Here is a 22,772-nt window from a genome sequence, read left to right on the forward strand (position 1 = left end):
CTCACGGCTCAAGGGCCGGATCGGTGAAGCGCCAGCGAAAGCGGCCGTCGCCGTACTCGTCGGTCCAGATCGGCCTCACCCGGGCGGTGATGGAGGAGAGGGGAAGCGGACCGAAATACCGGCCGTCGAGGCTGTCGGGGGCGTCCCAATTCATCAGGAAGATTTCGCCATCGGCGATGACGCGGCAGCCGTCCCATTGCGGCAGCTCGCGGCCGAAGCGGTCGTGGGCCTGCGCCTCGCCATAGACGTGATCGTAGGCGATCACGGACGCGCCCCGGCGGCAGACCTGCGCGCCGGGCAGGGCCAGCACGCGCTTGATGAGCGGCACGCCGCGCGGCAGGTAGCCGCGCATGGCGAGGAAAGCGGCGAGGTCGTCGGGCGGCAGCACCGTGACCAGATCGCCGACTTCGACCGGACCGGCCGGGGCGAGCGCGTAGAGCCCGATCGGAACGCTGGCCGAAGCGTTCCAGATGAAGCGCGGCGCATGGCCGGTGACGACAGGCGCGGCGATCAGAGCCGCACCGGCGAGCATGGCAAGGAGCGTGGAGCGTCGCGGGCTCATGGCATGACGCTCCTGCGCGCCCGCCAGGCGTCGTGCTGCTCGCGCGTATAGAAGCGCGGTTCCACACCGGCGGTCAGCCGGTTGTGGACGTGCCGCCAATAGGAAGATGCGGCGTCGGCCGGGTCGCCCCGACCGTTCGTTGACGAGGAGCCGGGCGCGCGGATCGGCGAGTTCGGAAAGCGCGGCATCGAGCGAGACCGGCCGGTTCCGCTTGCGCTCGGCGATCGTGAGCAGGCGGGTTTCCGCGCCGGTGCGCGGATGGGTGTAGATCGTCTGCCGGTCGGTGACGACGAAGCTCTCGGCGTGCAGCGTTTCGAGTCCGGTATCGTAGGTGCCGGACGCGATGGCGCCCTCGATGCGCGCCGTCAGGAGCTGCTCGAAGACGGTGAAGAGAACGCCCTGAAGTTCAATCGTGAGAGCGAGCAGGCGGTTGAGGAACGTCGTGATCGGCGGCAGTTCGTCCTTGATGCCAGCGGAGTCCATCAGCTTGAGGCCGGTGGCGGCCTCGAAGCGTTCGAGCGAGCAGCCCTCGACCTTGCCGCGAACGAGCAGGAGATAGAGCTGGCGCAGAGCATCGCGCGCATAGTGCGACTCTAGATTGTCCTCGGGCCGAAACAGCCCCTGGCCGCCCGTCTGGCGCTGGCCGCGTGTGATCGCGCCCAGCGTGTCGAGGCGGCGGGCGATCGTGCTGAGAAACCGCTTCTCGGCCTTCACATTGGTCGAGATCGGACGGAACAGCGGCGGTTGCTTCTGGTTGGTCCGGTGAGTGCGGCCGAGTCCCTGGATGGCGGTGTCGGCCTTCCAGCCGGCCTCGAGGAGATAATGGACGCGCAGCCGCGTGTTCTTCGCCGACAGCTCGGCGTGGTAGGAGCGGCCAGTGCCACCGGCGTCGCTGAACACCAGCGCCCGCTTGGCGTCATCCATGAACGCCTGGGTCTCGGCGAGGTTGGCCGAAGCCGCCCGGTTCTCGACCACGAGCCGGTCGATTGTGACGCCATTGCCGGCCTTGCGCACGATGCGGCGCGACCGGCCCGTCACCTCGGCGACGGTATCGGTGCCGAAATGCTGGATGAGCTGATCGAGCGCGCCGGGGACCGGCGGCAGGCTGGCGAGATTGGCGATGAGGCGGTCGCGGCGGGCGACTGCCTCGCGGCTTTCGACCGGCTGACCGTTGCGCATGACGGGGCGCGAAGAAAGGTTGCCGGACGAGTCGGTGAACGGCTGATAGAGCTGCACCGGAAAGGAATGGGCGAGGTAGTCCAGTACGTACTCCCTCGGAGTGATGTCGACGCGGACGTCGCCCCATTCCTCGGTGGGCAACTCGGCAAGCCGGCGCTCCATCAGGGCCTCGCCCGTCGATACGATCTGGATCACGGCCGAATGGCCGGCTTCCAGATCGGCCGCGATCGAGCGGATCAGCGTCGGGGTCTTCATCGAGGTGAGGAGGTGGGAGAAGAACCTTTGCTTGGCGGACTCGAAGGCGCTGCGGGCCGCCGACTTCGCCTGCCGGTTCAGCGTGCCGCAGGAGCCGGTGATGTTGGCCGCCTGCATCGCCGCGTCCAGATTGTTGTGAATGATGGAGAACGCGCCGGCATAGGCGTCGTAGATGCGGGTCTGCTCGGGCGTCAGAGCGTGCTCCAGCAGCTCGTATTCGACACCGGCGAAGCTGAGCGAGCGGGCCGTGTAGAGGCCGAGCGCACGCAGGTCGCGGGCGAGGACTTCCATGGCCGCGACGCCGCCGGCCTCGATCGCCTCCACAAATTCGGCGCGGCTGGCGAACGGAAAATCCTCGCCGCCCCAGAGGCCGAGGCGCTGCGCATAGGCGAGGTTATGAACGGTCGTCGCGCCGGTGGCCGAGACATAGACGATGCGGGCATTGGGCAGCGCGTGTTGCAGGCGCAGCCCGGCGCGACCCTGTTGGGACGGGCTGACGTCACCGCGTTCTCCTTTACCTCCGCCAGCGTTTTGCATTGCGTGCGCCTCGTCGAAAATCACCACTCCATCGAAGTCCTTGCCCAACCATTGGACGATCTGCTCGACCCTGGAAACCCTTGCTCCGCGGGCGTCGGAGCGCAGCGTGGCATAGGTGGTAAATAGGATGCCTTCGTTGAGCGTGACCGGCTGGCCCTGTGGAAATTGCGACAGCGGCACGATCAGAAATCGCTCCATGCCGAGCGCGCCCCAATCCCTCTGGGCGTCCTCGACGAGCTTGTCGGACTTCGAGATCCAGACCGCCTTGCGCCGCCCCTGAAACCAGTTGTCGAGGATAATGGCGGCCGATTCCCGGCCCTTTCCGACGCCGGTGCCGTCGCCGATCATGAAGCCCTGGCGATATTGCACGGCGTCCTTGGCATCCTCGGCGGCGACCGACACGACATCGTTCGTCGCGTCCACGGTCCAGGAGCCGGGGATATGATCGGAATGGGCCTCGCCGGCATAGATGACGGTTTCGAGCTGCGCGTCCGACAGGAGGGCGTGGACGTTCTTCGGCAGATGCGGCCGATAGCTCGGCCTTGGCGGCGCGACGCTCGCCATGGCCGCCGACTGGACGAGCTGGGTGGGATGTGCCTGAGCGCCGGGGATACGGATGGCCTGAAGGCCGTAGTCCTCGTAGATCGCATCGCTGATATGGCCGCCCTCGGCGGCCTGCCAGTCCTGCGTCTCGTATTCGAGCGGCACGGCCTCCGGCTCGGCCGGAGCGACGGGGCGCGCGATCCTGGCGGCGCGGTTGATATATCCGCGCACGGTGCGGGGCGCGGCCGAGGTCGACGACGTGACGGGCAGCCCGGGAAGCTCGACGGCGGGGCGGGGCGGAAGCTGCGCGCCGATCCAGGCCAGCAGCGTCGCGGCATCCGGCGCGACGCCGGGAGCGGCCGGGAAGATCGCCGGATCGTCTGCCGGCAGCTTGTCGATGACGGTGAGCCGCGTGGCGATCGTGGTGCCATGCTTGGCATAGACCGAGCCGTCGATCGCGGCCGAGAAGACGATGCGGCCGCGCTCCTGCATGCCGATGAAGGCATCGGACCAGGCGGGATTGTCGGGTGCGAAGTTCGCCCCGGTGATCGCCACCAGCCGGCCGCCGGGCGCGAGTCGCGCCAGCGCCGAGGCGATATGGCGGAAAGTCGCATCTGCCGTGCGCGTCTCGACATTGGCTAGCGCAGAGAATGGGGGATTCATCAGCACGACGGACGGAACCACGGCCGGGTCGAGGTGATCGTCGATCTGGGCCGCGTCGTAGCGGGTGACGGACAGCGCCGGAAAGAGGGAAGAAAGGAGGCTGGCCCGCATGTCGGCCAGCTCGTTGAGAACCAGGCTGCCGCCGGAGATCTCGGCCAGGATGGCGAGAAGGCCGGTGCCGGCCGAGGGTTCGAGCACGCGATCGGCGGGGGTGACGGAGGCGGCCGTTGCCGCGACCAGGCCGAGCGGGATCGGCGTCGAAAACTGCTGGTAGGTCTGCGATTCCTCTGAGCGGCGGGTGTGAGTGGGAAGGAGACCCGCGATCTTTTCAAGCATGGGCAGGCTTTGAGCCGCCGAGCAGGACTTGCGCAAAAGCGTCTTTCCGTATTTGCGCAGGAACAGGACGGTGGCGGCCTCGCACGCCTCGTAGGCCGTTTTCCAGTCCCATGCCCCGGCGGCGTCGGAGGCGCCGAAGGCGGTCTCCATCGCGCCGCGCAGCATGGCGGCGTCGATCCGCTGGCCACGTTCGAGGTGGGGTAGCATCAGGCCGGCGGCCGCGAAGACGTTGGCGGCGGTGTCGTTGTCGTGGCCGAGCGGAAGCGAAGCGGCGGCGGACGCCGCCGCGGATGCGGAAATCATGGACATGGTGGGAACCTCGGGAGAGCGGAACAGGATCGAGCCCGCGCCGCGCTCTCTCTCGACCGCGCAGGCTCGAATCCTTCCCGGCCTTTCTCTCCCTCTGCCGACGAACGAGGTTTCCAAAGCCGCGCGATGCCGCGCAGCGACCGGCCCATCCCGAACCCGGCCCACGCTTTCCGCGGGGTGCCAGTGTCAAATTTCGCAGGACGGTTTTACCGGATGTTCAGCAAACTCCGGCTATTATAGCTGCCTTTGGTGTGATGCGCCGAACAGCACTCGAACCCGGTCCCGACGGAGGAGCGTGATGTGACACCGGAAAAGGGCGACCGCGCGCCAGGCAAGCTCGACGCGGCGATAGACGCTTTCGAGGCCGCCGCGCTATGGCTGATCCGCTGCGAGAGCTGGCAGAAATGGATGATCGTCGTCGGCTCGATCGTCGCCGTGACCATGCTCGATCTGTCGAGCGTCGCTGCGTCGGCCAATTTTCGGACGCTCTATGTTGTCCCGGTTGCGCTCGCCTGCTGGACGCTGCGGCCGGTTCATGCCGTCACCGTGACGGCGGCAACCATCGCGCTCCTCTTTCTCAAGGTGGAGCTGAGCTATGGCACGCCGGAGTTTCTGTCGCTGGTCGGCAGCGCGACGGCGCGCACGCTGGCCTATTCGACCGTGGCGGCCTTCGTCCTGAGCTTCCGGCGGCTCTATGATCGCACGCTCGCATCAGCGCAACGGGACCAGATGACCGGCGTTCTCAACAAAAGCGCCTTCGAGCAGGAGGCGGCGGCCATGCTGGCCAGGCACCGCGCGGCCGACGCCACCATGCTGATCGCGGTCCTCGACCTCGACGGATTCAAGCAGTTGAACGACGAGCATGGTCACGGTGCCGGCGATGCCGTGCTGAAGAACTTCTCGCTCGGGCTGGCGCGGGAAATCCGCCGCAGCGATCGCATCGGCCGTATCGGCGGGGATGAGTTCGGGCTTGTGCTGCAGGCGGCATCGGCCATGGAGGGGAAGCAGCTCGCCCGGCACATTCACGAGCGGGTATCTCATGTCCTTGAAGCGACGGGCTATGCCGTCACCGTCAGCATGGGCGCGCTGATCGTCCCGCCGGGGCGCTATAGGACGGCGCGCTGCATCTGGAGGACGCCGACGGGCTGCTTTACCAGGCCAAGCGCGCGGGCAAGAACACGGTGATGGTCGCGGTCGCCCGAGACGACGCCGGCGCGGATGGGGCAACGCCGGCTGCGGCCGGCGATCCGATTTCCCTCGGGGCCGCACGGTTCACCTGATAGCTCTCTGTCCCTTCCAGGGGCACGCCTTGAAGCGCGGTGCGCGACGCGCTATCTTACGTTCGTCTTACATCGGGAAGGATCAGGCCGATGGCCGGTGCCGAAAAACTGACCACGACGGTTTCCACCAAGGGGCAGATCATCCTGCCGGCCGGGTTGCCGCAGCGGCGCGAATGGAGCGCCGGCACGAAGCTGACGGTCGAGGAAGCGGATGGCGGCGTGCTTTTGAAGCCGGCGCCGGCCTTCGCCGAGACGCGGCCTGAAGACGTCTTCGGCGCGCTGCCCTACAAGGGCAAGCCGAAGACGATCGCCGAGATGGACGCGGGCGTCCTGGCCGAAGCGAAGCGGCGACATGCTGGCGATTGATACCAACGTCGTCATTCGCTACCTGACCAACGATCATCCGAAGCAATCGCCGCGCGCGCGGGCTTTGATCGACGGTGAGGCGGTATTCGTCTCCGTCACCGTGATGCTGGAAGTCGAGTGGGTGCTGCGAAGCACCTATGAGTATCGGCCGACCGACGTGGCCCGCGCCATGAGATCGTTCGCGGGCCTTCCGACCGTCACCGTCGAGGACGGCGCGGTCGTGGCGAGCGCGCTCGACCTTGCCGAGCGTGGCATGGATTTCGCCGATGCGCTGCATCTGGGGAAGGCCGCGCATTGCGATGGCATGGCGAGCTTCGACCGCAAATTCGTGAAGGCGGCGAGGGCTGCCGGCTACGAGGATGTGCGGGAAGTTTGAGCGGGGTCAGCCGAAGCGTTCGCCCGACGCGGTGAAAGTGTAGAGGTTGGCGCGGATCACTTCATCGACCGACTCGTCCGAGGTCAAGAACTCGTATTCCCGTTCAAGCTGGCGATAGAGCCAGCGGGCGAGGTCGCGCAGCGCCTCGGTGACGGCCTCCTCGGCATCGTCGGTCATGTCCTGCCAGGATGGGCTATCGCGTCTCACGACGATCTCCATGCAGCCGTCGTGATAATAATGTCCACGATGGTCGATGTCGGCATAGAGCTGGTAGAAATTGCGGCGCTGGATGGCCTTGAGCCCGTCGGCGATACGATGCAGCTCGGCATCGCGCGGGGCGTGGGCGCGAATGGCGGCGGATGCGGATTTCCGATATGCGTATCGGCCCTCGAAACACGCGCCGTCGCCTTGTGACCAGAACCCGCTGAACCAGATGCACGGCTGCTGGCGGGTCCCGCCGCCCATCAGGCGGACGGTGCGGGTCTTGAAGCGGATGCCGAGGATTTCCGCGATCTGCTGGAAATCCTCGAAGACGAACTCGTGCCAGTCATAGTCCAGTCCGCCCTCCCGATACCAAGCGCGGGCCTTGTCTCGCGCGTGATCGGAAAGTTCGTCGAAGCGATAGACGGCGGTTTCGATGATCTCAGGCATCGGGATCGCCTCCGGCCAGCACGTCGGCCAGCCAGCCGCCGGTATAGGTCCAGGCCACGGTCTCGCCGGTGGCGAGATCGAGCACATGCGCGCCACCGCCAAAGGCGTCGGGGTGCGGCCGCGAGCATGTGTAGGCGTATTGGAAGCCCCATCTGCCCGTGAGGCCGAAGGCGGCAGCGCAACGCTTGACGAACTGGATGACATGCTCTGGATCGCCGGTGACATCATCGCGTATCCAGAGCTTGGTGCCGCCATGCTCGGGCTGGATCGACAGCGCGAAGTCTTCCGAGGGCGGATCTTCGGCGGCATTCTCAGCGGACAGCGTGTTGTAGAGATCGAGTGCGCGAGCGGCATTGTCCGCCTTGCCGACGTCGAGCAGGCATGAGAAATGGGTGTAGTAATTGGCCATGTCGGGCTCCTGAAACGAGAAACCCCGGCGCAATGGCCGGGGCGGATTTGGGGGAAGGCGGAATCTGGTCAGTGCAGGGTCGGGCTGGCCCCGCGCTGCGCCCGTGCGTGGCAGCGCAGCATTTCGCGGAAGAAGCTCCGGCGAGCGGGTCGGCGGCGTGGGTCGCGCCGAATCCAGGCTGGCGCGCGCTTCACGGCGGCGCGCAGAACCGTGCGCTCGGTGTCGAGCACCGTGATGGCGAGATCGGCATGGATGAGCACATCATGTCCGTTCCCTCGATGGAGAGCCGTGCTCCGCAGACTCGCCCGGATCGCGGGCATCGGCCATGATCGCCTCGCCGCGCGCCACGGCCGAGGCGGCGCGCTCGATCCACTCGTCGGAGGACGGCTGGCCGGCCCGGACATCGGCGAGGAGCATCTTGAGAAGGCCATGCAGGATCTCGAACTGCCGCGCTCTGCGTTGGATGGATTCCTCGAAATGCGAGGGAACCGGGATCGGGGTGGAAGCATAGGCTGCCCCGGCTCCGCGCCAGATGCCCGAAACGAAGGTCTCGCCGATGCACTCGCGGTCGAGCTTGCTGCCGGACCAGTCCTTGTCCTCGACGGCCTGGCGGCAGGCATCTGCGACGGTGTTCGCGTGATAGGTGCGATGCCGGTAGCATGGCAGATGATAGGCGGTCTCTATGGTGTAATGGCTCATGGGAGCCTCCTGAAACGAGAAAGCCCGGCGCGAGGCCGGGCTAGGAAGGGATGTGGATGGAGACGCGGCTGGCGTCAGAGGCGGAACTGCGCCACCAGCCGCTGGGCATCGGCGTGGTGGCTGAGCATCTCGCGGTAGAACCGCTTGCGCGCGTCCCGCCAGGCGGGGTCGCGCAGAGCGGATCGTGCGAGCCTTCCGCGAGCGGCGCGGATGACAGCGCGCTCGCCGTCCCAGACCGGGACGCCGAGCCGGAGATAGGTGGCATACATGGCGACCACCTAGACGTTGATGCGTTCGCACAAGGCGTCGATCCTGGCGAGGTCAAGGCCGGCATGCGCGCCGTCATTGGTGAGGATGCTCCTGAGCGCCGGGTCCATGTCGGCGCGTGCGAGGGCGAGCTGTAGGAGCCGAAGGCCCGCCAGGGCCGCATCGCGTTCCTCGGCGGTGACGGCGAGGCTCACGAACGCCTCGACGATTTCGCCATCTTCGAGCGGGCGAACGCCGCTATGCTCGTCGATCTCGTAGTCGTCGAACTCCTGCACGTAGCCGGTGGCGAGCCATTCGCCATCGTAGTGGACGCTCCGCGCGAGGCTTCTCGCCTCGTCGGGCGTGTCGGCCTCGATGACGGTTTCGTAATAGGCGAATGCGTCGTGGCCTTTGCTGACGACGAATTTGGGCATGGGAAACTCCATTGGTGAATGACCGGCTATCGGCCGGGGAAAGGATGGAAACAGGGATGAAGATCAGGCGGCTTGCGGCAGCCGCAGCAGGTCGGCGGCCGTCTCGCGCCAGGCGGGATCGACCAGCCGGGCCTCGAGCATTGCGGCGCAAAAGCGAAACTCGCGGGCCGAGATACGCTCGCCGCGGTCTTCAGCGGCGAAGGCGCGGCCGCGCAGGCGGCTGGCGTCGGCAACGATCTGGCGTGCCTCGGCGTTCGAGCCGACCGGCTGTTGCCAGAGGATGATCCCGGCCCGGATCGCGCCGGCGAGAACCAGGCTGTGTTCGCGGTCGAGGATGGTGGCGAACCGGGGTTGGAAGCGCAGCGTCGCGTCCGTGCCGACGCATATGTCGCCGCGCGCGACGCGCTGGCTGGCGACGCACATGGCCTCCTCCGGCGAGGGGAACAGGCCGATGTCGACGACGCGCTCGAAGCCGTCGGCCTCGTCGCAGCCGTCGAAGCTGGCCACGCCGATATAGCTCACGCGCAGCGGAAACCTCGCGGCGTGATGCAATGCCGGCATGACCTGCCGGACGAGGACATCGCCGATCTTTCTGAAGGTGGTGTGATGGTCATGGTTCATCGGGAAAGCCTCCGCGACGGGCGGCGGAAGCTCTCTCCCGCCTTCCTACCCGTCACGGCCAAACCGGCCTTTCTCTCCCTCTCGCCGCCGGCAACGGCGGCCATGCGAGCATGGAAAAAGCGCCCTGCGGTGCGGCAGGGCGCTCGTTTCGGTCAGTCGATGGCCGCGAAGATCGCCGAGGCTTCGGGGTGTCCGTCGCAATAGCGAAACAGCAGCTCGTAGCCGTCCGACAGGCGTTCGGACTCGAATTTGAAGGACAGGTGCGAGAAGGTGAAGAGCGTGGCGATGATGCCGGCCGCTTCGGCCGACACCTCGCCGCGAAATTCCGTGATGTCGCTTTCGATGCGGAAGCGCCGATCCGTGGCGGGCGCGAGGAACAGCGGCTTTCCGTGGTGCTCGTAGAAATTCCAGAAGCCGCCACCATAGTCACGCGGGCTGAGGCGCGACATGAAGGCATAGACGGCGCTTTCGGCCAGGATCATCATCGGGAAGCCGAACAGGACCGGCAGGAACTTCTCGCGGCGGCTTTCGGGAACGATGGTGGCCGGGCGGCGCGTGGTGAGTTCGATCGTCATGGCGTTTGGTCTCCAGAGAGATTAGGGGGACAAGGCCGGACGGCGCTCTCTCTATGTCCGCCCGAACCTGTCCCCGCCCGCCCGGCCTCTTTCTCTTCATCAGGTCCTCCAGCGTCCGACGATCTCACGCGCGATCATGGCGCGCGCCTTCGCCATCACGGCCTCGCCGGACGTTTCGGGGTGGCGGAAGAAGCGCGCTCGGGGACCGTTCAGGGTCCAGTCGGCGTAGTAGCAGTAGGCGCGATCGGTCAGCCGGAACGCCGTCATATCCTCGGCCCAATGCGGTTTCGGCTCCACGACGACGGTGACGCCGCCGCGCGTTTCCTGCCAAGGAAGCGATCGCTCCGGGGGAGGGTTGCGGCGGTCGTCGGCGAAGAGTTCATCGACCGTAATCATGGCGACACCTCCGCATCGGGTTTCGGGAGAAGGCCTTTCGGATCGTTCGGATCGGGCGGCAGATAGGCGTCGTAGGGGTTGCCGTCGGCAAGGTGGCCGAACGGTGTCATGACGACATCGCCGTTATCGGCGCGGCCGACCGCGCAAAGCACGTAGCGATGCTCGCCGGTGACGGCATCCAGGCACTCCATGAGGGCGAGATTGCCGTCGCCTGCGGCGCGCAGCAGCGTATTGAAATTGGTGCGGGCATGGTCGGGAATGGCCATGATGATCTCCTCAAGACGAAAAGGCTCGCCGTGCTGACGGCGGGCCGGGTGGGTCGGAAAATAATGTCAGGCGGCGGCGCGGCCCTCGACGGCATCCGCGCCCACCTCGTCGGCCGTGACCTCCTCCAGCCGCGCGCGGCTGTGTTCCGATTTGGCGAGCCAGAGTTCCGCGGCCTCGCGGCTGTCGGCGAGATGCAGCAGTTCGACATTTTCGCCGACCTGTTGGACCACGCGGACCTGGCCGACCCTGGGGCGTTCGACCACGCGGAAGCGCAGATCGCTGTCGATCCCGTAGGTTCGCGGCACCGTGACGAGGACGATGCCGCCCGAGCTGAAGTCGCCTTCGTGCAGCGTGAAGCAGGGCGGAGACGAATAGGTCGGACGCTCGCGGCCCGGCTCCTTGCGCACGAGGCGGCCGAGACCGTTGCGGCGCTCCCAGGCGGCGAGCTTCTTGGTGAAGCGGGCTGGCGGCCGGGGCGTGCCGTCCGAATAGGCGACGAGCGAGCCGAGCGGCGCGATGTCGAAGATAAGCGATGCGGACATGGAAGGTGTCTCCTGAAACGGAAACGGCCCGGCGGGATGCCGGGCCGTGCGATGGATGGGAAAGAAGCGGGGCGTGCGAAGCCGCCCCGCTGGTGCGCGCTATTCGGCGGCGACGAGCGGCGCGGGGTCCGCATCGGGCTCGGCGGCGACCTCCGTGTCGCGGCGCTTGAGGAACGCCGGGATGACCGATTCCGCGTCGGTCTCCTCCTCGCCCGCGAGGAAGTCGGGCAGCTCGACGTCAGCCTCGCCGGCGTCAGCGGCGGGCTCGATCGCCGGCTCCTCGACGATGAGGCGCAGCGGTTCCGGCAGCCAGCCGGTATTGGCCAGCCGCTCCTCGGCCGCGGCCGCCAGCCCCAGCTTGTCCTTCTTCTGAAGCTCGAAGAGGTTGGCGGTGTTCGCGCCGCACGCCTCGGCAACGGCTTCGAGGATGCGCTGCTTCGTCACCCGGCCGAAATAGTTCGCCACGGTCGGCCGGAAGCCGGCTTCGGCCATGTCGAGCCCGGTGACGATGGCCAGCCGGTCGGCTTCCGACAAGCGGCGCTGAAGGCCCGCTTCGGAGATCCCCGAGGCACTCAGCGGGTTGGGCCGCTCATAGAGCGCGTTGACGCCGAAGGCGACGCAATGGGCGAGCAGCGCCATGCGGCCGTCGTCGTCGAGCGCCTCGAGCCAGTCCCAGAGCTCATCGCCGTCGGCCGGCAGTCTGGCCTTCCAGTTCTCGTGCCGCTCGTTCACCGCCTTGGCGTAGGGAGCGTTCTTGAGATCGACGCCCTGCTCACCGCAGTATATTTCGCGGACGGAGACGTGAAGGCCGGCCCCATGCGTCTGCCGCTTGAAGGCGTCGTGGACCAGCTTGTGCAGCAGCGCCGTCATGGCGATGCGCGGATTGTCGCCGACGGCGTGGCGCAGCGCGATGGTGCGATGCGCGCTCAGCTCGATCACCAGCCGCTCGGGCAGGGGCTTGACCGCCTTCTCGTCTTCCTCGGGCTCGTCGGCCTCGCCGCCGACGGTGATGACCGTGCGCTGCGCCTCCGGCTCCGCCTCGGTGTCCGCCTCGTCATTGGCATCGGCCTCGGCCTCCGGCGCGTCACCGGCTTCGACGGCCTCGACCGGCTCGTCCTCGGGACGAACCCAGCCGCGATCGACGACAAGCTCGCCGTCCTCATCGACGGTGACGAAGGCGCCGGCGATGGCGATCTCGGCCGGGTCGAAGACGACCGGGCGGCGCTCGAAGGCATCGAGCTGCTTTTCGATCTCGCCAAGGCGTCGGTCGATGTGGTCGGGAAGCTCCTCATGGCCGGCATATTCGGCTTCGAGACGCTCCTGCTCGTCGCGCAGCTTCTCGCGCTGGCGGCGTTCCTTCGCACTCAGTTCGGCGAAGGTGCCGACGATGCCGCGCAGGTCATGGTCGTAGCCATAGGGAAGTTCGAGATCGGCGGCGACCCACTTCCAGCCCTCGGCGGCAATCGCGTCGGCGGCGGCCTTCAGCTTCTCGGCGACCATCCGGTCGAGGAGCTTCACGTCCTCCAGCCAACCGTCCTCGTCATCGTCGAAGAGGTAGCGCGGCAGGACCGGCCCGCCCGCCGCGAGATAGGCATCGAGGCCGACGAAGCGCGCGCGCTTGTCCGACGACGGCACGGTGGTCTCGGTGAGCATGTCCCGGATCTGCCAGGGCTCGTCGCGGTGCGTCTGCTTGACGGCCTCCCAGACCTGCTCCTGGCGCTCGTGATCGGGATGCGCCGTGAACGCCTCCAGCATCTTGAGCGTCATGCCGTTGGCGGCATAGACCTCGTGCAGCCTGGGCGAGACCTTGGCGAGCACCAGGCGCTGCTCGACATAGCGATCGGTGGTGAAGTAGGCGCTGGCGACCTCCTCGATCTTCATGCCGCCGTCGACCATCCGCTTGAAGGCGCGGAACTGGTCGAGTGGATGCAGCGCCTGCCGGAACGTGTTTTCGGCCAGCGAATCGTCCACCGCCGAAGTCTTGGCGTTGGCCTTCTTGACGATGCAGGGAACAAGGCCGTCCGCGGGGAAGCGGCCCTTCGCCACCAGGCGGGCGATGACGCGATAGCGCCGTCCGCCGGCGGGGGTCTCGAAATCGCCGGTCTCGTTGCCGTCGGCGTCGAGGATCGCGCGGACATTGATGCCCAGGATCAGATCCTCGCGTCGCTCGACGTCGAACTCAAGCTCATCGAGACCGAAATCGGCGTCGACCTCGCGCACATTGTCATTCGACAGATGGATGCGGTTGAAGGGAATATCGCGCGCCCGCGAAAACTCGATCAATTCGAGGACGGGCTTCTTCTTGGCAGCTCGGGCCATGGTGGTTTCTCCGCGACGGGCGCCGAGAGCCACTCTCTCGACCATCAACCCGTCACGAAAATCCCATCCCCCTCTCTTTCTCTGGACGGCGCCGCCTACGCCGACGCCTGCCGGCTTACGCGCCCGCCGGCCCGCCAGCGGCCGCGCCGAGATGGTGGCGGATGCGCTCGGCAAGGCGCTGATGATCGTAGGGCTTGCCGATCGGCCCTTCATCGCAGAGCGACGCGGCGGCTTCGGTCTTCTGGATGACGCCAGAGGTGAGGATGACGCGGATGCCGGGCCGGTGCTTGCGCAGCCAGGCCGCGAGGCCGAAGCCGTCCATCGGTCCGGGCATCTGGATGTCGGAAAAGACGAGATCGACGGGTGCGCCGGATTCGAGCAGGGCAACCGCCTCGGCGGCCGTGCCGGCTTCCGCGACATGCCAGCCGCAGTCGCGCAGGAAGTCCGCTATGTCGATACGGATGAGGATGTCGTCTTCGACGACGAGGATGGTCTGTGGTTGGTCCGGTGCCGTTTCCAATGCGAGCCCCCCTGGCTGTTTTCACCTCCGGTCATGTGCGCCGACGACTATTATAGTCGTTCCTGCGCTGAAAACCGCAACCGTCAAAACCGCCGAAGGTTCCGAAAAACGACATTCCGTGCGTGACAAGGCCGGATTTCCGGCGAAGCGCAGCGAAGGACCAGCGGCATCGTTCACGGCGTGGGGGCGTCCTCCTCTTCCTGTCGGAGCGCCTCACGCATGATCGCGGCCATGACGTCGACGATTTCGATGCGATCTTCCTCGGCGACTTTCTCGGGGTGGAAAGCCTCGTTCATCTCGGCGCCGCGGTCGTCGAAGTCGGCGATGATGCCGCGCGCCGCGCGCAAGGCCCAATCGCCCGGCTCCGGCAGCGCGCCGTCTTCGCCTTCGACTTCGGAATCGAATGTGTCGAAGGGGTATCTTTGGCCGGATCGCAGCCTGTCCTGCACATAGTGTTCGAGGGTGCGGCCGCCCTCGAATTTCGGCCATGGCTGTCGCGCGGTATGGCGTCCCGCAGGCGCCCGGATGGGTCGGGGGATGTGGACATAGGCGACGGTGCGGGCGTCGTCGAGCACCTCGTCGAAGTCGATGCCTTCCTTATGCGCATAGGCGATCAGGTCGAGGAGGAGCATCTCCAGATTGTGGGTTTTGCTCAGTGGCTCGCGGTCGCAGCGGATCGCGTGGTCCTCGATCGTGCGGGCGGTTTCAAGGGTGTGATCGAGGGCAGGCATGTTCGAGGACCTTTCCAGTTCGTCCAACGCGCCGGGGCGGCGGATTTCGAGCGAGGACGCCCATTCTATAGCCGAGAATCCCGATCGTGGACCGGCTGCGGGCGCTCGCCCGGATTTTCTTCCGGGGCAGCCTGAAAACGACATTCAATCCGGCACGAAGCGCGGCCGAGGTTCATTGACGCCGTATTTGCGGCGCAGCGCCTCGATGGCGCGGTCCTGCCGCGCTGCCTTGGCGTCGAGCCGCGCCAGCTCGGCGAAGGTGACGCCGGCCAGGATTTCGAGGATGCGCTGGTATTCGGCCTCGTCCGCGCCGGTCCATCGGCTCATCCGGCGATGATAGTGTCGCGCTTTCGGGCGCCTGCGAATCGTCTCGCCCTCGGCGTGGTCGCGCATCCGGCGTTCCACGCCGGCGATGTTGCGCCGGGTCTCGGCAAGCGCGTCTTCCATGCGCGCCAGGGCGGCGCGCAGCGCGTCGCGGGTCATCATGGTAATCTCCATCGTGATGGGCCGCCGGCGCGACATGGCCGGCGGCATTTGAGGCGAGCGGGCGGGGAAGGCCGTCAGGAGGCGTCGGGATCGGGATCGTCGCCCCGGAACCGCGGCGGTATCTCGTCCTCGGGGCCTTTCCAGAGGATGCGGTTGCCGCTCCAGATGGTGACGAAGCCACCCCCCTTTGGCGGCGGCTTCGGCGGCGCGGGCTCGAAGTTGCGGCAACTGAAATTCCCCGCCGTCGCCGAGAAGGCGGGAATCTTGGCATGGTCGAGCAGCACACGGTCGCAGAAGCCCGCCGGCCGCTTGACGCGGCGACGCGAAAGGCCGAGCCGGAACGCTTCGTAGTCGCGTTCGAGGTTCTCCGGCGGCGGCTGCCAATGGCGGCAGTCGCGGCATCGGCCCGGCCGGTCGGGCGCGGGATCGTCGAGCGGCGGCCCGCCATTGTGCCCGGACGGAGGCCGGCGGTCAGTCATGGCGAACCTCCCCGGCCGAGGCCGCCAGCAGCCAGCGTCGAAGTTCCTGACGCATGCGGCCGATAGGGCCGTTGATCTCGGTGATCGTGGCCTCGGCGGCGACATATCCGCCTTGGCGGAACAGACCGACGAAATGCCGCATCACGTCGATGTAGAACTGGCCGCCGACCAGGGCGACATCCACGAAAGGCTGCCTGCGCCAATCACAAAGCGGGGCGATGTGCATGCCGGGATGCTCACCTTCCGGCATGACGTTCCGTCGGGTCGCCGGGCGCGGCCAGCGGGTGCCGAGACCGCCGGCCTTCATGCGCTCCGCAAGTTCCGGGGTCATGCGCGCGTCGTAGGTCTTGATCGGTGCATCGGCGGCGCGAAAGCCGAGACGGGCCGACAGGAAGGCGACCCGCGCAAGCCGGTTGTCGGGATCGGTGGCGCGCAGCGTGCGCCACAAGGGACCGTCATAGCGTTCGATCGCCGGCATGTAGGTTTCGCCGTCGCGCTTAGTCGCCGAGCAGGCGAGGATGAGCAGGCGCCGGGGATGGGGATGCGGAACCATCACACCGCCCTCCCGATATTTGCCCGGCCTGGCCGCACCGCGCGGCGGACCACGACGGGCCGCGTGTCGGCCGCCTGGGCGATACGCTGGATCGTGGCGAGATCGGCGTCCGGGCAATCGCCCGTCACCTCGATCTCCACGAAATGACCACCGCTGCCGACCTTGGAGTCGCGCAGGCGGTGGTTGGACGAGGTGTAGAAGCTCTCGTGCCGCTCGATGAGACGGACGCGCGAGCGCAGGAAGAGGATGCCGGCGCCGAGATTGCCGCAGAACAGCAACTCGTCGGCCTCGGTGGTCTTCGGCCCGCCGCCGACCTTGCGGTGGCCGATCTGGCGGAAAGCCGCATCGAAGCTGGACGGGTCCGGCGTGATCCGCGCCTTCAGTTCCGGGTGGAATTTCCAGGGTGGCCGGTGCGGATCGACGCGGCCGACGTCGATCTGGTGCAGGAGGTCGGCGAAATAGCCCGGATCGGCCGGATAGGGGCAGGTCCGCCAGATCTCGCGCACGGTGCGCCTGAGCGCGTCGGGCAGCGCGAAGAGGCGCGCGCGGGCCTTGCGCCAGGTGGCCGCCCGCATCCGGCGCCGTTCGCGCTCGGCCTCGTCCCACCAGACGGCGCGACGGGCCATTTCCGCGTCGACGTCATGCTGGCCGTCGGCGATCTGGTCGGCGAAGAGGGGCAGCGCCTCGCGTTCGAGGCGCTGCTTGCGGTGGAACGCCGCGCGCTTGCGCGACGTGTCCTTGTAGGGTTTCCATAGCGCGCGCTCGCGTACTGGATCAGCAGCCGGAACGTGTCGCGATAACCGGCGATGGTATGACGGCTTGCCTCCATCTGGGTGCAGAGCCGATCGGTGAAGAAGCGCTGGATCAGGGCGGAGAAGTTGCTCGTCTTCATCGGACTTCCACCTCCGCCGCTGAGCCGGTTATTCGGGCAGAAGCCAGTTCCAGCAGCTCCGGGACTGCTTCCAGATACCAGTATGTGTGAGCGGGGTTCGCATGACCGAGCCATGTCGTGAGCTTGATCATTTCGCGGCCGACGTCCTTGCCCGATCGGTACCAACTCAGCATGGTGCGCACCGCGAAGGTGTGGCGAAGATCGTGGATACGCGGTCCACGACCGTGCCGGAGATAGAGCTGCGGTTCTCGCAATCCGATCTGCTGGCAGACATGCGCGAAGTTGTAGCGTGCACTGCAATCGCCAAAGCGTCGCCCCTCACAGGTCACGAAGAATGCCTCTGGTCGGCGGCCAAGCAGTCGATCCCGCTCGCGACCGTAGCTTTGCAGCCGATGCACAACACTCGGGTCCAGCGGCAGCAGCCGTTCCTTGCCGAGCTTGCCCTGCCGGATGCGAAGCACGCCGGGTTCAACATCAAGGTCGGCAAGGTCAAGAGCAAGAGCTTCGCTGATCCGAAGCCCGGTCACAGCGATCAGGCCGAACAGCGTCGAACAGGTCAGGCCGCGAAGGCCATAGACGGAAGGCAGCATTCGCGCATGCTCGATGATCGTAACGATTTCGGCATCGCTGTAGATATAGGGGTGAGAACGCTGAACACGGCCCGGCACCATTCCCCGCGGAGGTGCCTCATGCCTGGGGTCCAGACCGTGCAACCATTCGGCAAACTGGCGGGCGACCCTGAAGCGCGTCGCCCTGGTTCCGGCGCTGGCGAGAGGCAGGCTTTCGAGCCAACGCATGACAAGGCTTGTGCTGATGTGCTGCGCTCTATCTCGGTCGGCAAACGTGACGAAGCGGCGCAATATCCGTTCATCGGTGCTCAGGTCGGCGCCGAGCTGCCGCCTGATGGTGAGGTATCGTTCCATTTCGGTGAGGAAGCTCATCGTGCCACCTCCGCGACCGGCCAGGGCTGGGCAATGGAACGCAGACCGTCCGTGTCGAGCTTTGCGTAGATCATCGTCGTCGCCCGCGACCGATGTCGCAGCAGATCGCCGATCTCTTCCAGCGAGGCACCAGCGCGAACCATGTTCGTTGCCAGGCTGTGCCGCAGAACATGCGATCCGACGTAGGGGGTTGGCGGCTTCACACCCGTCGCCGCGAATGCCTCCTTCAATATGGCGTTGATGACTTGGCTGTCCTTGAACGGGCGATTGGGCGCTCGATGCGTCACGAACAGCGCGCGCGTGGTTGCGGAGGAGCGATCCTCGCGCAGATATTCGCTGATCGCTTCGCCGACGTCCGGCGGGATAGGTAGACGATCATGTTGCTGGCCTTTCCCACGAACCATCAGTTCGCCGGCGCGCCAGTCTATATCATCTAACTGGATCGCGATGATCTCCGGTGCACGCAGGCCGAGACGGGCCATCAACAGCAACATGGCGTAGTCCCGGGCCCCGCGCCGCGGATTGTGGCGCACCGAGGCCACCACGGCCTCGACCTCATCAGGCGACAGGTATCGGGGGAGCCTCGCGCCCCAGGGCTTGTGCGCCCGAGGGACGCAGAGCGACAGGTTGGTCGTCGTGAGGCCCTGAGCGAACAGATACTGGAAGAAGCTGCGCAGATGCGTGGCCGGTGTCTTGTCGCGGAACGGACGCTTGCGCGTCACAAGGTACTCCATGAACGCTGCGATATCCTGAGCATTCAGCGCTGGCAGATCGAGCCGGTTCTCGCCGAAGCGATGATCGAGGAAGCGGTCCGCGAACCGGAGCACATGATAGATCGTGCGTGGGCTGAGACCTCGCTGCCGGACGAGATAGGTTTCGAAGTCACCCAGCAGATCGGCGCGTTCAGCTTGCGCAGGTGTTAGTGGCGGTCGTGTCGCAACGCCTATTTCAATCAGGTGCGTGACGAACAGCCTCGCAAGATTGGGGATCTTCACCTGGCTCTTTGGCGTGGCCGGCAACCGCTGCCCCACTTCGACGGCAAGGTCTGGCGTCAACGCCGACGGCGCAACTCCCTCGGCGTCGAGCAAGCGGCCGAACCGCCGAAGCAGGCAACGATAGTTGTTCAGCGTGGCTGGTTTGTAATTCCTGGCTGAAAGACTTTCTTCGAACGATGCGATGTACGGATCGACGCAAGTAGGCTGGTCGGACGATTCCATTGCTTGTGCTCCATGTTGTTGGAGCAACAACCTTCACGCCAAAGCCATAACTTTTGACCAGTCTTGCGGCAGGTTCCAACCCTATCTTGGGCTCTATCCGCGTTTACGCTCGTCCGGCCTCGCTGCCACTTCGATGTAAGGTACTTCAGCGCCAACGGATTTGCCGCAAAATTGCCACAACTGAGGCGCTTGCAGTTATTATCCGCATTGGGGAGCTTCGAGTTGATCAGAGACACAATTGTCCGTCAGGGGCACTGGCTCTTTCGCTGGCGCAGCTACGTGCTGCTGGCAACCGTTCCTATAGCTTTCATGACCCTACGTCGCGGCGAACCGGTCGAATTCTACTTTGGCGAATGGCCGGACTTCATCTACGAAGGGATATGCGTGGCACTGGCCTTCGCCGGCTTGGCGATCCGGGCAGTAACCGTCGCCTATGCCCCCAGGGGAACCTCCGGTCGCAATACAAGGGAACAGGTAGCAGACACGCTTAACACGACGGGCATGTACTCCCTTACGCGGAATCCGCTCTATTTCGGCAACGCCGTCATTTACATGGCAATCGCGCTCTTCACCCAAGGCATCTACTTCGTCATCATCATGGCGTTGTTCCTGGTGATCTACTTGGAACGCATCATCGCAACCGAAGAGGCTTTTCTTGCCGATAAGTTCGGCGATGAGTACCAAGTCTGGGCGGACCGCGTGCCCGCCTTTTTTCCGCGACTGACCGGCTGGCGGCAGCCGGAGCTATCGTTTTCAATCCGGAACGTGCTGCGGCGGGAATATTCGGGTTTTTTCGCCATCATTGCCGCTTTCGTCGCCATCGAGGCATTCGGCGACATCCTTTTCCAGGGCCACATTCTCTACGATCCCGTCTGGATCGCGACATTCATCGGTGGCGGCATCATCTATCTCGGACTGCGCTACATGAAGAAGCACACCACTTTCCTCGACGTGCAGGGCCGCTAGCGTCGAGCACGAATGACCCAGTAACTAACTACGAAACGAGCAATCGGCAGATGACACAGGCATCCCACCACGACCACGAGATCCGCCCAGCTAATCAACGGCGAAGAATCTGGATGCTACAATCGGGCGCTGCAGCCTGCCTGCTGCTCGTCGTTTTTTCGCGGCCGGCAATTGTCGAAACCTCGATGGCCCACGAATTCGTCGAGACCATTGGTGTGGCGCTCATCCTCGTCGCCGTGTTTGGCCGCCTCTGGAGCATACTTTACATCGGGTCACGTAAGAACGCGGAGCTCGTTACCAGTGGCCCCTATTCGATCACAAGGAACCCGCTGTATCTATTCTCGACAATCGGTGCGATCGGCATTGGCCTCGTTTTCGGATCGATCATCATCGCTCTGGTGCTCGGTACGCTGAGCTATGCGATCCTTGCTCACACCGCCAGCAAGGAGGCGACTTACCTCCATTCGGTGTTCGGCGCCGCCTATCGTTCTTACGCCGTGCGTACCCCCATGATCTGGCCAAAGCTGTCTCTTTATCGAGACCAGATCGAGCCGACCTTCTCACCCGCTACCTTGCGCCGCACCTTCGTCGATTGCCTGTTCTTTCTGGCGATCTATCCGCTCATCGAAGGGCTCGAATATCTCCAAGTGTCGGGCAATCTGCCGACAGCGCTTTGGCTCTATTGAGCTTGTGGATAGCTACGACGGCCTTACGCGCTGTGCCGCCTCAACTGGTGCGGTTTGAGCCTACAACTACGATCCCGATGTCTCGTGAATTCTGCCGGTTCGCGTTCCTCGAAACTCTCTGATTTATGCCGAACTGCCGCATGGGCCGGACCCAGGCACAACAGTCTCTTGGGTCGGCCATGCGGCATAATCCAACTTACGGCATAATGGCCCATCTCGTGCAGGGCCGTCCGATGCCAGTTGATCGGCTCGTGGAAGGCGTGCGGCGGCGGCACCATCACGTAATCCTGCGCCGGGATGTAGAATGCGCGGTTGCCGCCGATGCGGAAGTCGATGCCGGTCGCCCGGATCAGCGCCTCGACCGTCGGCTCGATCAGGCCGGGAGGGGGCGGCGGCCCTACGGCGGCGATCTGCTCGGGCAGTCCCTCGCATTGGGCCGCGTTGAAGACGGTGAACCGCTTCAGGAAGGGGATTTTCCCCGGTTCCTCGCCGCTCTCGCGGGCACGGCGCTTCTCATCCTCGGGCGTGAAGCGGTCGGCATAGACGACGGTGGTGCCGCGCTCGCCTTTTATCACGTTGCCGCCGAGCGACAGCGCCTGGCGGAAGGTGAGCCAGCTCTGGCCCGGAAAGCCGCGCTCGATGACGGCGCCCCAGAGGATCAGGACATTGATCCCCGAATAGCGCCGGCCGGTGGCGGCGTTCTGCGGCATGGCGAGCGGCGCGCCGGCCGCCGGCGTTCCCCAGGGCTGGACCCATGGGAAGCGGCCCGCCTCGAGATCGGCGATGATCTTGCCGGTGATGTCGTCGTAGAGATTGGCCCGGTCCCTGGCCGGACGTGGCATGCGGTCGTGTCTGGACATCGCGGTTCTCCGCGACGGGCGCCGTCGGACTCTCCTCCGGCTTTCAACCCGTCACGGCAAACCCCATCCGCACTCTTACTCTAAACGGGACATTGCAGGGTCTCCCCGCAGAAGCGGGTGCGCGGGCAACGCAGTGCCGGCAAGGGAGAAGGCTTTCTCGTAATCTACGTATTATACAGCCATGCGGGTGGAACGAAGCCGATCCTTCGCCCACGACGTCCCTGTCGTAAATCATGTAGCGGAACTGCCGCCGCTTGCGACAAAGACGTGCGACACGAAAATCCCTGATTTTCAGGGGCGTCCGATCTGTTTCAGATTTTAGGATTTTTGCGACAGAGGCGGCGAGACAGACCGGACGGAGCAGCATTGCAGCATCACAGTGCCGGTGCCAGCATCGGCGTAATAGTATACCGTAAGAGGAATTGAGCCGTGGAGGAATTCACAAGATGACCGATGACGGAAAGGCGATCCGACAAGTCGTTGAAACTTGGATGGCAGCGAGCAAAGTGGGCGATCTTGCAACCGTCCTTTCATTGATGACCGACGATGTGGTCTTCATGGTGCCGGGACAGGAGCCGTTTGGAAAAGAGGCTTTCGCTGCGGCGTCCGAAAGCATGGGCGACACCAGGGTAGAAGGCACAAACGAAATCATCGAACTACAGATTCTCGGGAACTGGGCGTTTACTCGCAATCGTATCGAGATGACCGCTACCCCGTCCGCCGGCGCTCCCATCCGTCGATCAGGATACACGCTCACACTTTTGCGCAAAGAATCCGATGGCAAGTGGCGGCTTGCACGCGACGCCAATCTCCTGACACTGTCGCAAAAATCCTGAAACCTGCGACAACTCTAGGCAAGCAACTCAGCCTCGGCTT

28 protein-coding genes are annotated in these 22,772 nt (G+C 65.4%); 6 read left to right on the forward strand and 22 right to left on the reverse strand.

The annotated features are described in order from the left end of the window. Position 1: 1 nt before the first annotated feature. The gene (locus ACT6QG_RS06445; RefSeq protein WP_444976739.1) at positions 2-4,384 is read right to left on the reverse strand and encodes a strawberry notch-like NTP hydrolase domain-containing protein; all 4,383 of its coding nucleotides are present in this window, start codon (positions 4,382-4,384) and stop codon (positions 2-4) included. Positions 4,385-4,684: 300 nt separating this feature from the next. On the opposite strand from ACT6QG_RS06445, the gene ACT6QG_RS06450 reads away from it, so the two are divergent. The 3 genes from ACT6QG_RS06450 (at position 4,685) to ACT6QG_RS06460 (ending at position 6,406) form a co-directional block, all read left to right on the forward strand. Then, positions 4,685-5,569 (forward strand): GGDEF domain-containing protein, encoded by an 885-nt coding sequence (locus ACT6QG_RS06450; protein ID WP_444976740.1) that lies wholly within the window; start codon positions 4,685-4,687, stop codon positions 5,567-5,569. A 185-nt stretch (positions 5,570-5,754) separates the two neighbouring features. Beyond that, positions 5,755-6,030 carry an AbrB/MazE/SpoVT family DNA-binding domain-containing protein gene (locus ACT6QG_RS06455; RefSeq protein WP_444976741.1) on the forward strand — a complete coding sequence of 92 codons (276 nt, stop codon included), beginning with the start codon at positions 5,755-5,757 and terminating at the stop codon, positions 6,028-6,030. Continuing rightward, on the forward strand, positions 6,017-6,406 hold the full coding sequence (locus ACT6QG_RS06460; RefSeq protein WP_444976742.1) for a type II toxin-antitoxin system VapC family toxin: 390 nt from the start codon (positions 6,017-6,019) through the stop codon (positions 6,404-6,406). Before ACT6QG_RS06455 ends, ACT6QG_RS06460 begins: the two co-directional genes overlap by 14 nt. Positions 6,407-6,412: 6 nt before the next feature. Here ACT6QG_RS06460 and ACT6QG_RS06465 read toward each other — a convergent pair whose 3' ends face one another. From ACT6QG_RS06465 to ACT6QG_RS06560, 20 genes are all read right to left on the reverse strand, one after another. Further along, on the reverse strand, positions 6,413-7,057 hold the full coding sequence (locus ACT6QG_RS06465) for a DUF8835 domain-containing pootine (protein WP_444976743.1): 645 nt from the start codon (positions 7,055-7,057) through the stop codon (positions 6,413-6,415). Further along, positions 7,050-7,466 carry a hypothetical protein gene (locus ACT6QG_RS06470; RefSeq protein WP_444976744.1) on the reverse strand — a complete coding sequence of 139 codons (417 nt, stop codon included), beginning with the start codon at positions 7,464-7,466 and terminating at the stop codon, positions 7,050-7,052. Before ACT6QG_RS06470 ends, ACT6QG_RS06465 begins: the two co-directional genes overlap by 8 nt. A gap of 68 nt (positions 7,467-7,534) precedes the next feature. Then, positions 7,535-7,726, reverse strand: a complete 192-nt coding sequence (locus tag ACT6QG_RS06475; protein ID WP_444976745.1) for a hypothetical protein — start codon at positions 7,724-7,726, stop codon at positions 7,535-7,537. A 1-nt stretch (position 7,727) separates the two neighbouring features. Beyond that, the gene (locus ACT6QG_RS06480; protein ID WP_444976746.1) at positions 7,728-8,165 is read right to left on the reverse strand and encodes a hypothetical protein; all 438 of its coding nucleotides are present in this window, start codon (positions 8,163-8,165) and stop codon (positions 7,728-7,730) included. A 74-nt stretch (positions 8,166-8,239) separates the two neighbouring features. Then, complete coding sequence (locus tag ACT6QG_RS06485; RefSeq protein WP_444976747.1) at positions 8,240-8,434, reverse strand: hypothetical protein; 195 nt, start codon at positions 8,432-8,434, stop codon at positions 8,240-8,242. A gap of 9 nt (positions 8,435-8,443) precedes the next feature. Next, entirely contained in the window at positions 8,444-8,845 is a 402-nt protein-coding gene (locus tag ACT6QG_RS06490; protein ID WP_444976748.1) for a hypothetical protein, read from the reverse strand. A 63-nt stretch (positions 8,846-8,908) separates the two neighbouring features. Beyond that, positions 8,909-9,466: a hypothetical protein gene (locus ACT6QG_RS06495; protein ID WP_444976749.1), complete on the reverse strand. Its 558-nt coding sequence runs from the start codon at positions 9,464-9,466 to the stop codon at positions 8,909-8,911. Positions 9,467-9,618: 152 nt separating this feature from the next. After that, positions 9,619-10,041 carry an antirestriction protein gene (locus ACT6QG_RS06500; RefSeq protein WP_444976750.1) on the reverse strand — a complete coding sequence of 141 codons (423 nt, stop codon included), beginning with the start codon at positions 10,039-10,041 and terminating at the stop codon, positions 9,619-9,621. Positions 10,042-10,140: 99 nt separating this feature from the next. Next, positions 10,141-10,437 carry a hypothetical protein gene (locus ACT6QG_RS06505; RefSeq protein WP_444976751.1) on the reverse strand — a complete coding sequence of 99 codons (297 nt, stop codon included), beginning with the start codon at positions 10,435-10,437 and terminating at the stop codon, positions 10,141-10,143. Next, entirely contained in the window at positions 10,434-10,703 is a 270-nt protein-coding gene (locus tag ACT6QG_RS06510; RefSeq protein WP_444976752.1) for a DUF6117 family protein, read from the reverse strand. The genes ACT6QG_RS06505 and ACT6QG_RS06510 overlap by 4 nt, the downstream gene beginning before the upstream one ends. A gap of 66 nt (positions 10,704-10,769) precedes the next feature. Continuing rightward, positions 10,770-11,246, reverse strand: a complete 477-nt coding sequence (locus tag ACT6QG_RS06515) for a UCP036055 family protein (protein WP_444976753.1) — start codon at positions 11,244-11,246, stop codon at positions 10,770-10,772. A gap of 99 nt (positions 11,247-11,345) precedes the next feature. Then, positions 11,346-13,565 (reverse strand): ParB/RepB/Spo0J family partition protein, encoded by a 2,220-nt coding sequence (locus ACT6QG_RS06520; RefSeq protein WP_444976754.1) that lies wholly within the window; start codon positions 13,563-13,565, stop codon positions 11,346-11,348. Positions 13,566-13,680: 115 nt separating this feature from the next. Beyond that, complete coding sequence (locus ACT6QG_RS06525) at positions 13,681-14,085, reverse strand: response regulator (protein ID WP_444976755.1); 405 nt, start codon at positions 14,083-14,085, stop codon at positions 13,681-13,683. A 173-nt stretch (positions 14,086-14,258) separates the two neighbouring features. Next, positions 14,259-14,816 (reverse strand): hypothetical protein, encoded by a 558-nt coding sequence (locus tag ACT6QG_RS06530; protein ID WP_444976756.1) that lies wholly within the window; start codon positions 14,814-14,816, stop codon positions 14,259-14,261. A 144-nt stretch (positions 14,817-14,960) separates the two neighbouring features. Beyond that, the gene (locus tag ACT6QG_RS06535) at positions 14,961-15,302 is read right to left on the reverse strand and encodes a hypothetical protein (protein WP_444976757.1); all 342 of its coding nucleotides are present in this window, start codon (positions 15,300-15,302) and stop codon (positions 14,961-14,963) included. Positions 15,303-15,376: 74 nt separating this feature from the next. Further along, positions 15,377-15,781, reverse strand: coding sequence for a hypothetical protein (locus tag ACT6QG_RS06540; RefSeq protein ID WP_444976758.1), 405 nt, complete (start codon positions 15,779-15,781; stop codon positions 15,377-15,379). After that, complete coding sequence (locus ACT6QG_RS06545) at positions 15,774-16,334, reverse strand: hypothetical protein (protein WP_444976759.1); 561 nt, start codon at positions 16,332-16,334, stop codon at positions 15,774-15,776. The genes ACT6QG_RS06540 and ACT6QG_RS06545 overlap by 8 nt, the downstream gene beginning before the upstream one ends. Further along, positions 16,334-16,960, reverse strand: a complete 627-nt coding sequence (locus ACT6QG_RS06550) for a hypothetical protein (protein ID WP_444976760.1) — start codon at positions 16,958-16,960, stop codon at positions 16,334-16,336. Before ACT6QG_RS06550 ends, ACT6QG_RS06545 begins: the two co-directional genes overlap by 1 nt. A gap of 262 nt (positions 16,961-17,222) precedes the next feature. Next, complete coding sequence (locus tag ACT6QG_RS06555; protein ID WP_167874357.1) at positions 17,223-18,167, reverse strand: tyrosine-type recombinase/integrase; 945 nt, start codon at positions 18,165-18,167, stop codon at positions 17,223-17,225. Next, positions 18,164-19,384, reverse strand: coding sequence for a tyrosine-type recombinase/integrase (locus tag ACT6QG_RS06560; protein WP_444976761.1), 1,221 nt, complete (start codon positions 19,382-19,384; stop codon positions 18,164-18,166). Before ACT6QG_RS06560 ends, ACT6QG_RS06555 begins: the two co-directional genes overlap by 4 nt. A 222-nt stretch (positions 19,385-19,606) precedes the next feature. Here ACT6QG_RS06560 and ACT6QG_RS06565 point away from each other — a divergent pair, with 222 nt between their 5' ends. After that, on the forward strand, positions 19,607-20,350 hold the full coding sequence (locus tag ACT6QG_RS06565; protein ID WP_167874359.1) for a methyltransferase family protein: 744 nt from the start codon (positions 19,607-19,609) through the stop codon (positions 20,348-20,350). 50 nt (positions 20,351-20,400) lie between these two features. Next, positions 20,401-21,036, forward strand: coding sequence for a methyltransferase family protein (locus ACT6QG_RS06570; RefSeq protein WP_167874360.1), 636 nt, complete (start codon positions 20,401-20,403; stop codon positions 21,034-21,036). A 23-nt stretch (positions 21,037-21,059) separates the two neighbouring features. On the opposite strand, the gene ACT6QG_RS06575 is transcribed toward ACT6QG_RS06570, so the two are convergent. After that, positions 21,060-21,896, reverse strand: a complete 837-nt coding sequence (locus ACT6QG_RS06575; RefSeq protein ID WP_444976762.1) for an ArdC family protein — start codon at positions 21,894-21,896, stop codon at positions 21,060-21,062. Positions 21,897-22,342: 446 nt separating this feature from the next. On the opposite strand from ACT6QG_RS06575, the gene ACT6QG_RS06580 reads away from it, so the two are divergent. Next, on the forward strand, positions 22,343-22,732 hold the full coding sequence (locus tag ACT6QG_RS06580) for a YybH family protein (RefSeq protein ID WP_444976763.1): 390 nt from the start codon (positions 22,343-22,345) through the stop codon (positions 22,730-22,732). Positions 22,733-22,772: the final 40 nt, after the last annotated feature.

This window comes from Haloleucobacter ellipsoideus, assembly GCF_052491725.1.

What these genes read in the sequence shown, in the direction of transcription:
- ACT6QG_RS06445 (WP_444976739.1), bottom strand. Translation starts at nt 4,384, where the DNA reads ATGTCCATGATTTCCGCATCCGCGGCGGCGTCCGCCGCCGCTTCGCTT.
- ACT6QG_RS06455 (WP_444976741.1), top strand. Translation starts at nt 5,755, where the DNA reads ATGGCCGGTGCCGAAAAACTGACCACGACGGTTTCCACCAAGGGGCAG.
- ACT6QG_RS06460 (WP_444976742.1), top strand. Translation starts at nt 6,017, where the DNA reads ATGCTGGCGATTGATACCAACGTCGTCATTCGCTACCTGACCAACGAT.
- ACT6QG_RS06465 (WP_444976743.1), bottom strand. Translation starts at nt 7,057, where the DNA reads ATGCCTGAGATCATCGAAACCGCCGTCTATCGCTTCGACGAACTTTCC.
- ACT6QG_RS06470 (WP_444976744.1), bottom strand. Translation starts at nt 7,466, where the DNA reads ATGGCCAATTACTACACCCATTTCTCATGCCTGCTCGACGTCGGCAAG.
- ACT6QG_RS06480 (WP_444976746.1), bottom strand. Translation starts at nt 8,165, where the DNA reads ATGAGCCATTACACCATAGAGACCGCCTATCATCTGCCATGCTACCGG.
- ACT6QG_RS06485 (WP_444976747.1), bottom strand. Translation starts at nt 8,434, where the DNA reads ATGTATGCCACCTATCTCCGGCTCGGCGTCCCGGTCTGGGACGGCGAG.
- ACT6QG_RS06490 (WP_444976748.1), bottom strand. Translation starts at nt 8,845, where the DNA reads ATGCCCAAATTCGTCGTCAGCAAAGGCCACGACGCATTCGCCTATTAC.
- ACT6QG_RS06495 (WP_444976749.1), bottom strand. Translation starts at nt 9,466, where the DNA reads ATGAACCATGACCATCACACCACCTTCAGAAAGATCGGCGATGTCCTC.
- ACT6QG_RS06500 (WP_444976750.1), bottom strand. Translation starts at nt 10,041, where the DNA reads ATGACGATCGAACTCACCACGCGCCGCCCGGCCACCATCGTTCCCGAA.
- ACT6QG_RS06505 (WP_444976751.1), bottom strand. Translation starts at nt 10,437, where the DNA reads ATGATTACGGTCGATGAACTCTTCGCCGACGACCGCCGCAACCCTCCC.
- ACT6QG_RS06510 (WP_444976752.1), bottom strand. Translation starts at nt 10,703, where the DNA reads ATGGCCATTCCCGACCATGCCCGCACCAATTTCAATACGCTGCTGCGC.
- ACT6QG_RS06515 (WP_444976753.1), bottom strand. Translation starts at nt 11,246, where the DNA reads ATGTCCGCATCGCTTATCTTCGACATCGCGCCGCTCGGCTCGCTCGTC.
- ACT6QG_RS06520 (WP_444976754.1), bottom strand. Translation starts at nt 13,565, where the DNA reads ATGGCCCGAGCTGCCAAGAAGAAGCCCGTCCTCGAATTGATCGAGTTT.
- ACT6QG_RS06530 (WP_444976756.1), bottom strand. Translation starts at nt 14,816, where the DNA reads ATGCCTGCCCTCGATCACACCCTTGAAACCGCCCGCACGATCGAGGAC.
- ACT6QG_RS06535 (WP_444976757.1), bottom strand. Translation starts at nt 15,302, where the DNA reads ATGATGACCCGCGACGCGCTGCGCGCCGCCCTGGCGCGCATGGAAGAC.
- ACT6QG_RS06540 (WP_444976758.1), bottom strand. Translation starts at nt 15,781, where the DNA reads ATGACTGACCGCCGGCCTCCGTCCGGGCACAATGGCGGGCCGCCGCTC.
- ACT6QG_RS06545 (WP_444976759.1), bottom strand. Translation starts at nt 16,334, where the DNA reads ATGGTTCCGCATCCCCATCCCCGGCGCCTGCTCATCCTCGCCTGCTCG.
- ACT6QG_RS06550 (WP_444976760.1), bottom strand. Translation starts at nt 16,960, where the DNA reads ATGGCCCGTCGCGCCGTCTGGTGGGACGAGGCCGAGCGCGAACGGCGC.
- ACT6QG_RS06555 (WP_167874357.1), bottom strand. Translation starts at nt 18,167, where the DNA reads ATGAGCTTCCTCACCGAAATGGAACGATACCTCACCATCAGGCGGCAG.
- ACT6QG_RS06560 (WP_444976761.1), bottom strand. Translation starts at nt 19,384, where the DNA reads ATGGAATCGTCCGACCAGCCTACTTGCGTCGATCCGTACATCGCATCG.
- ACT6QG_RS06570 (WP_167874360.1), top strand. Translation starts at nt 20,401, where the DNA reads ATGACACAGGCATCCCACCACGACCACGAGATCCGCCCAGCTAATCAA.
- ACT6QG_RS06575 (WP_444976762.1), bottom strand. Translation starts at nt 21,896, where the DNA reads ATGTCCAGACACGACCGCATGCCACGTCCGGCCAGGGACCGGGCCAAT.
- ACT6QG_RS06580 (WP_444976763.1), top strand. Translation starts at nt 22,343, where the DNA reads ATGACCGATGACGGAAAGGCGATCCGACAAGTCGTTGAAACTTGGATG.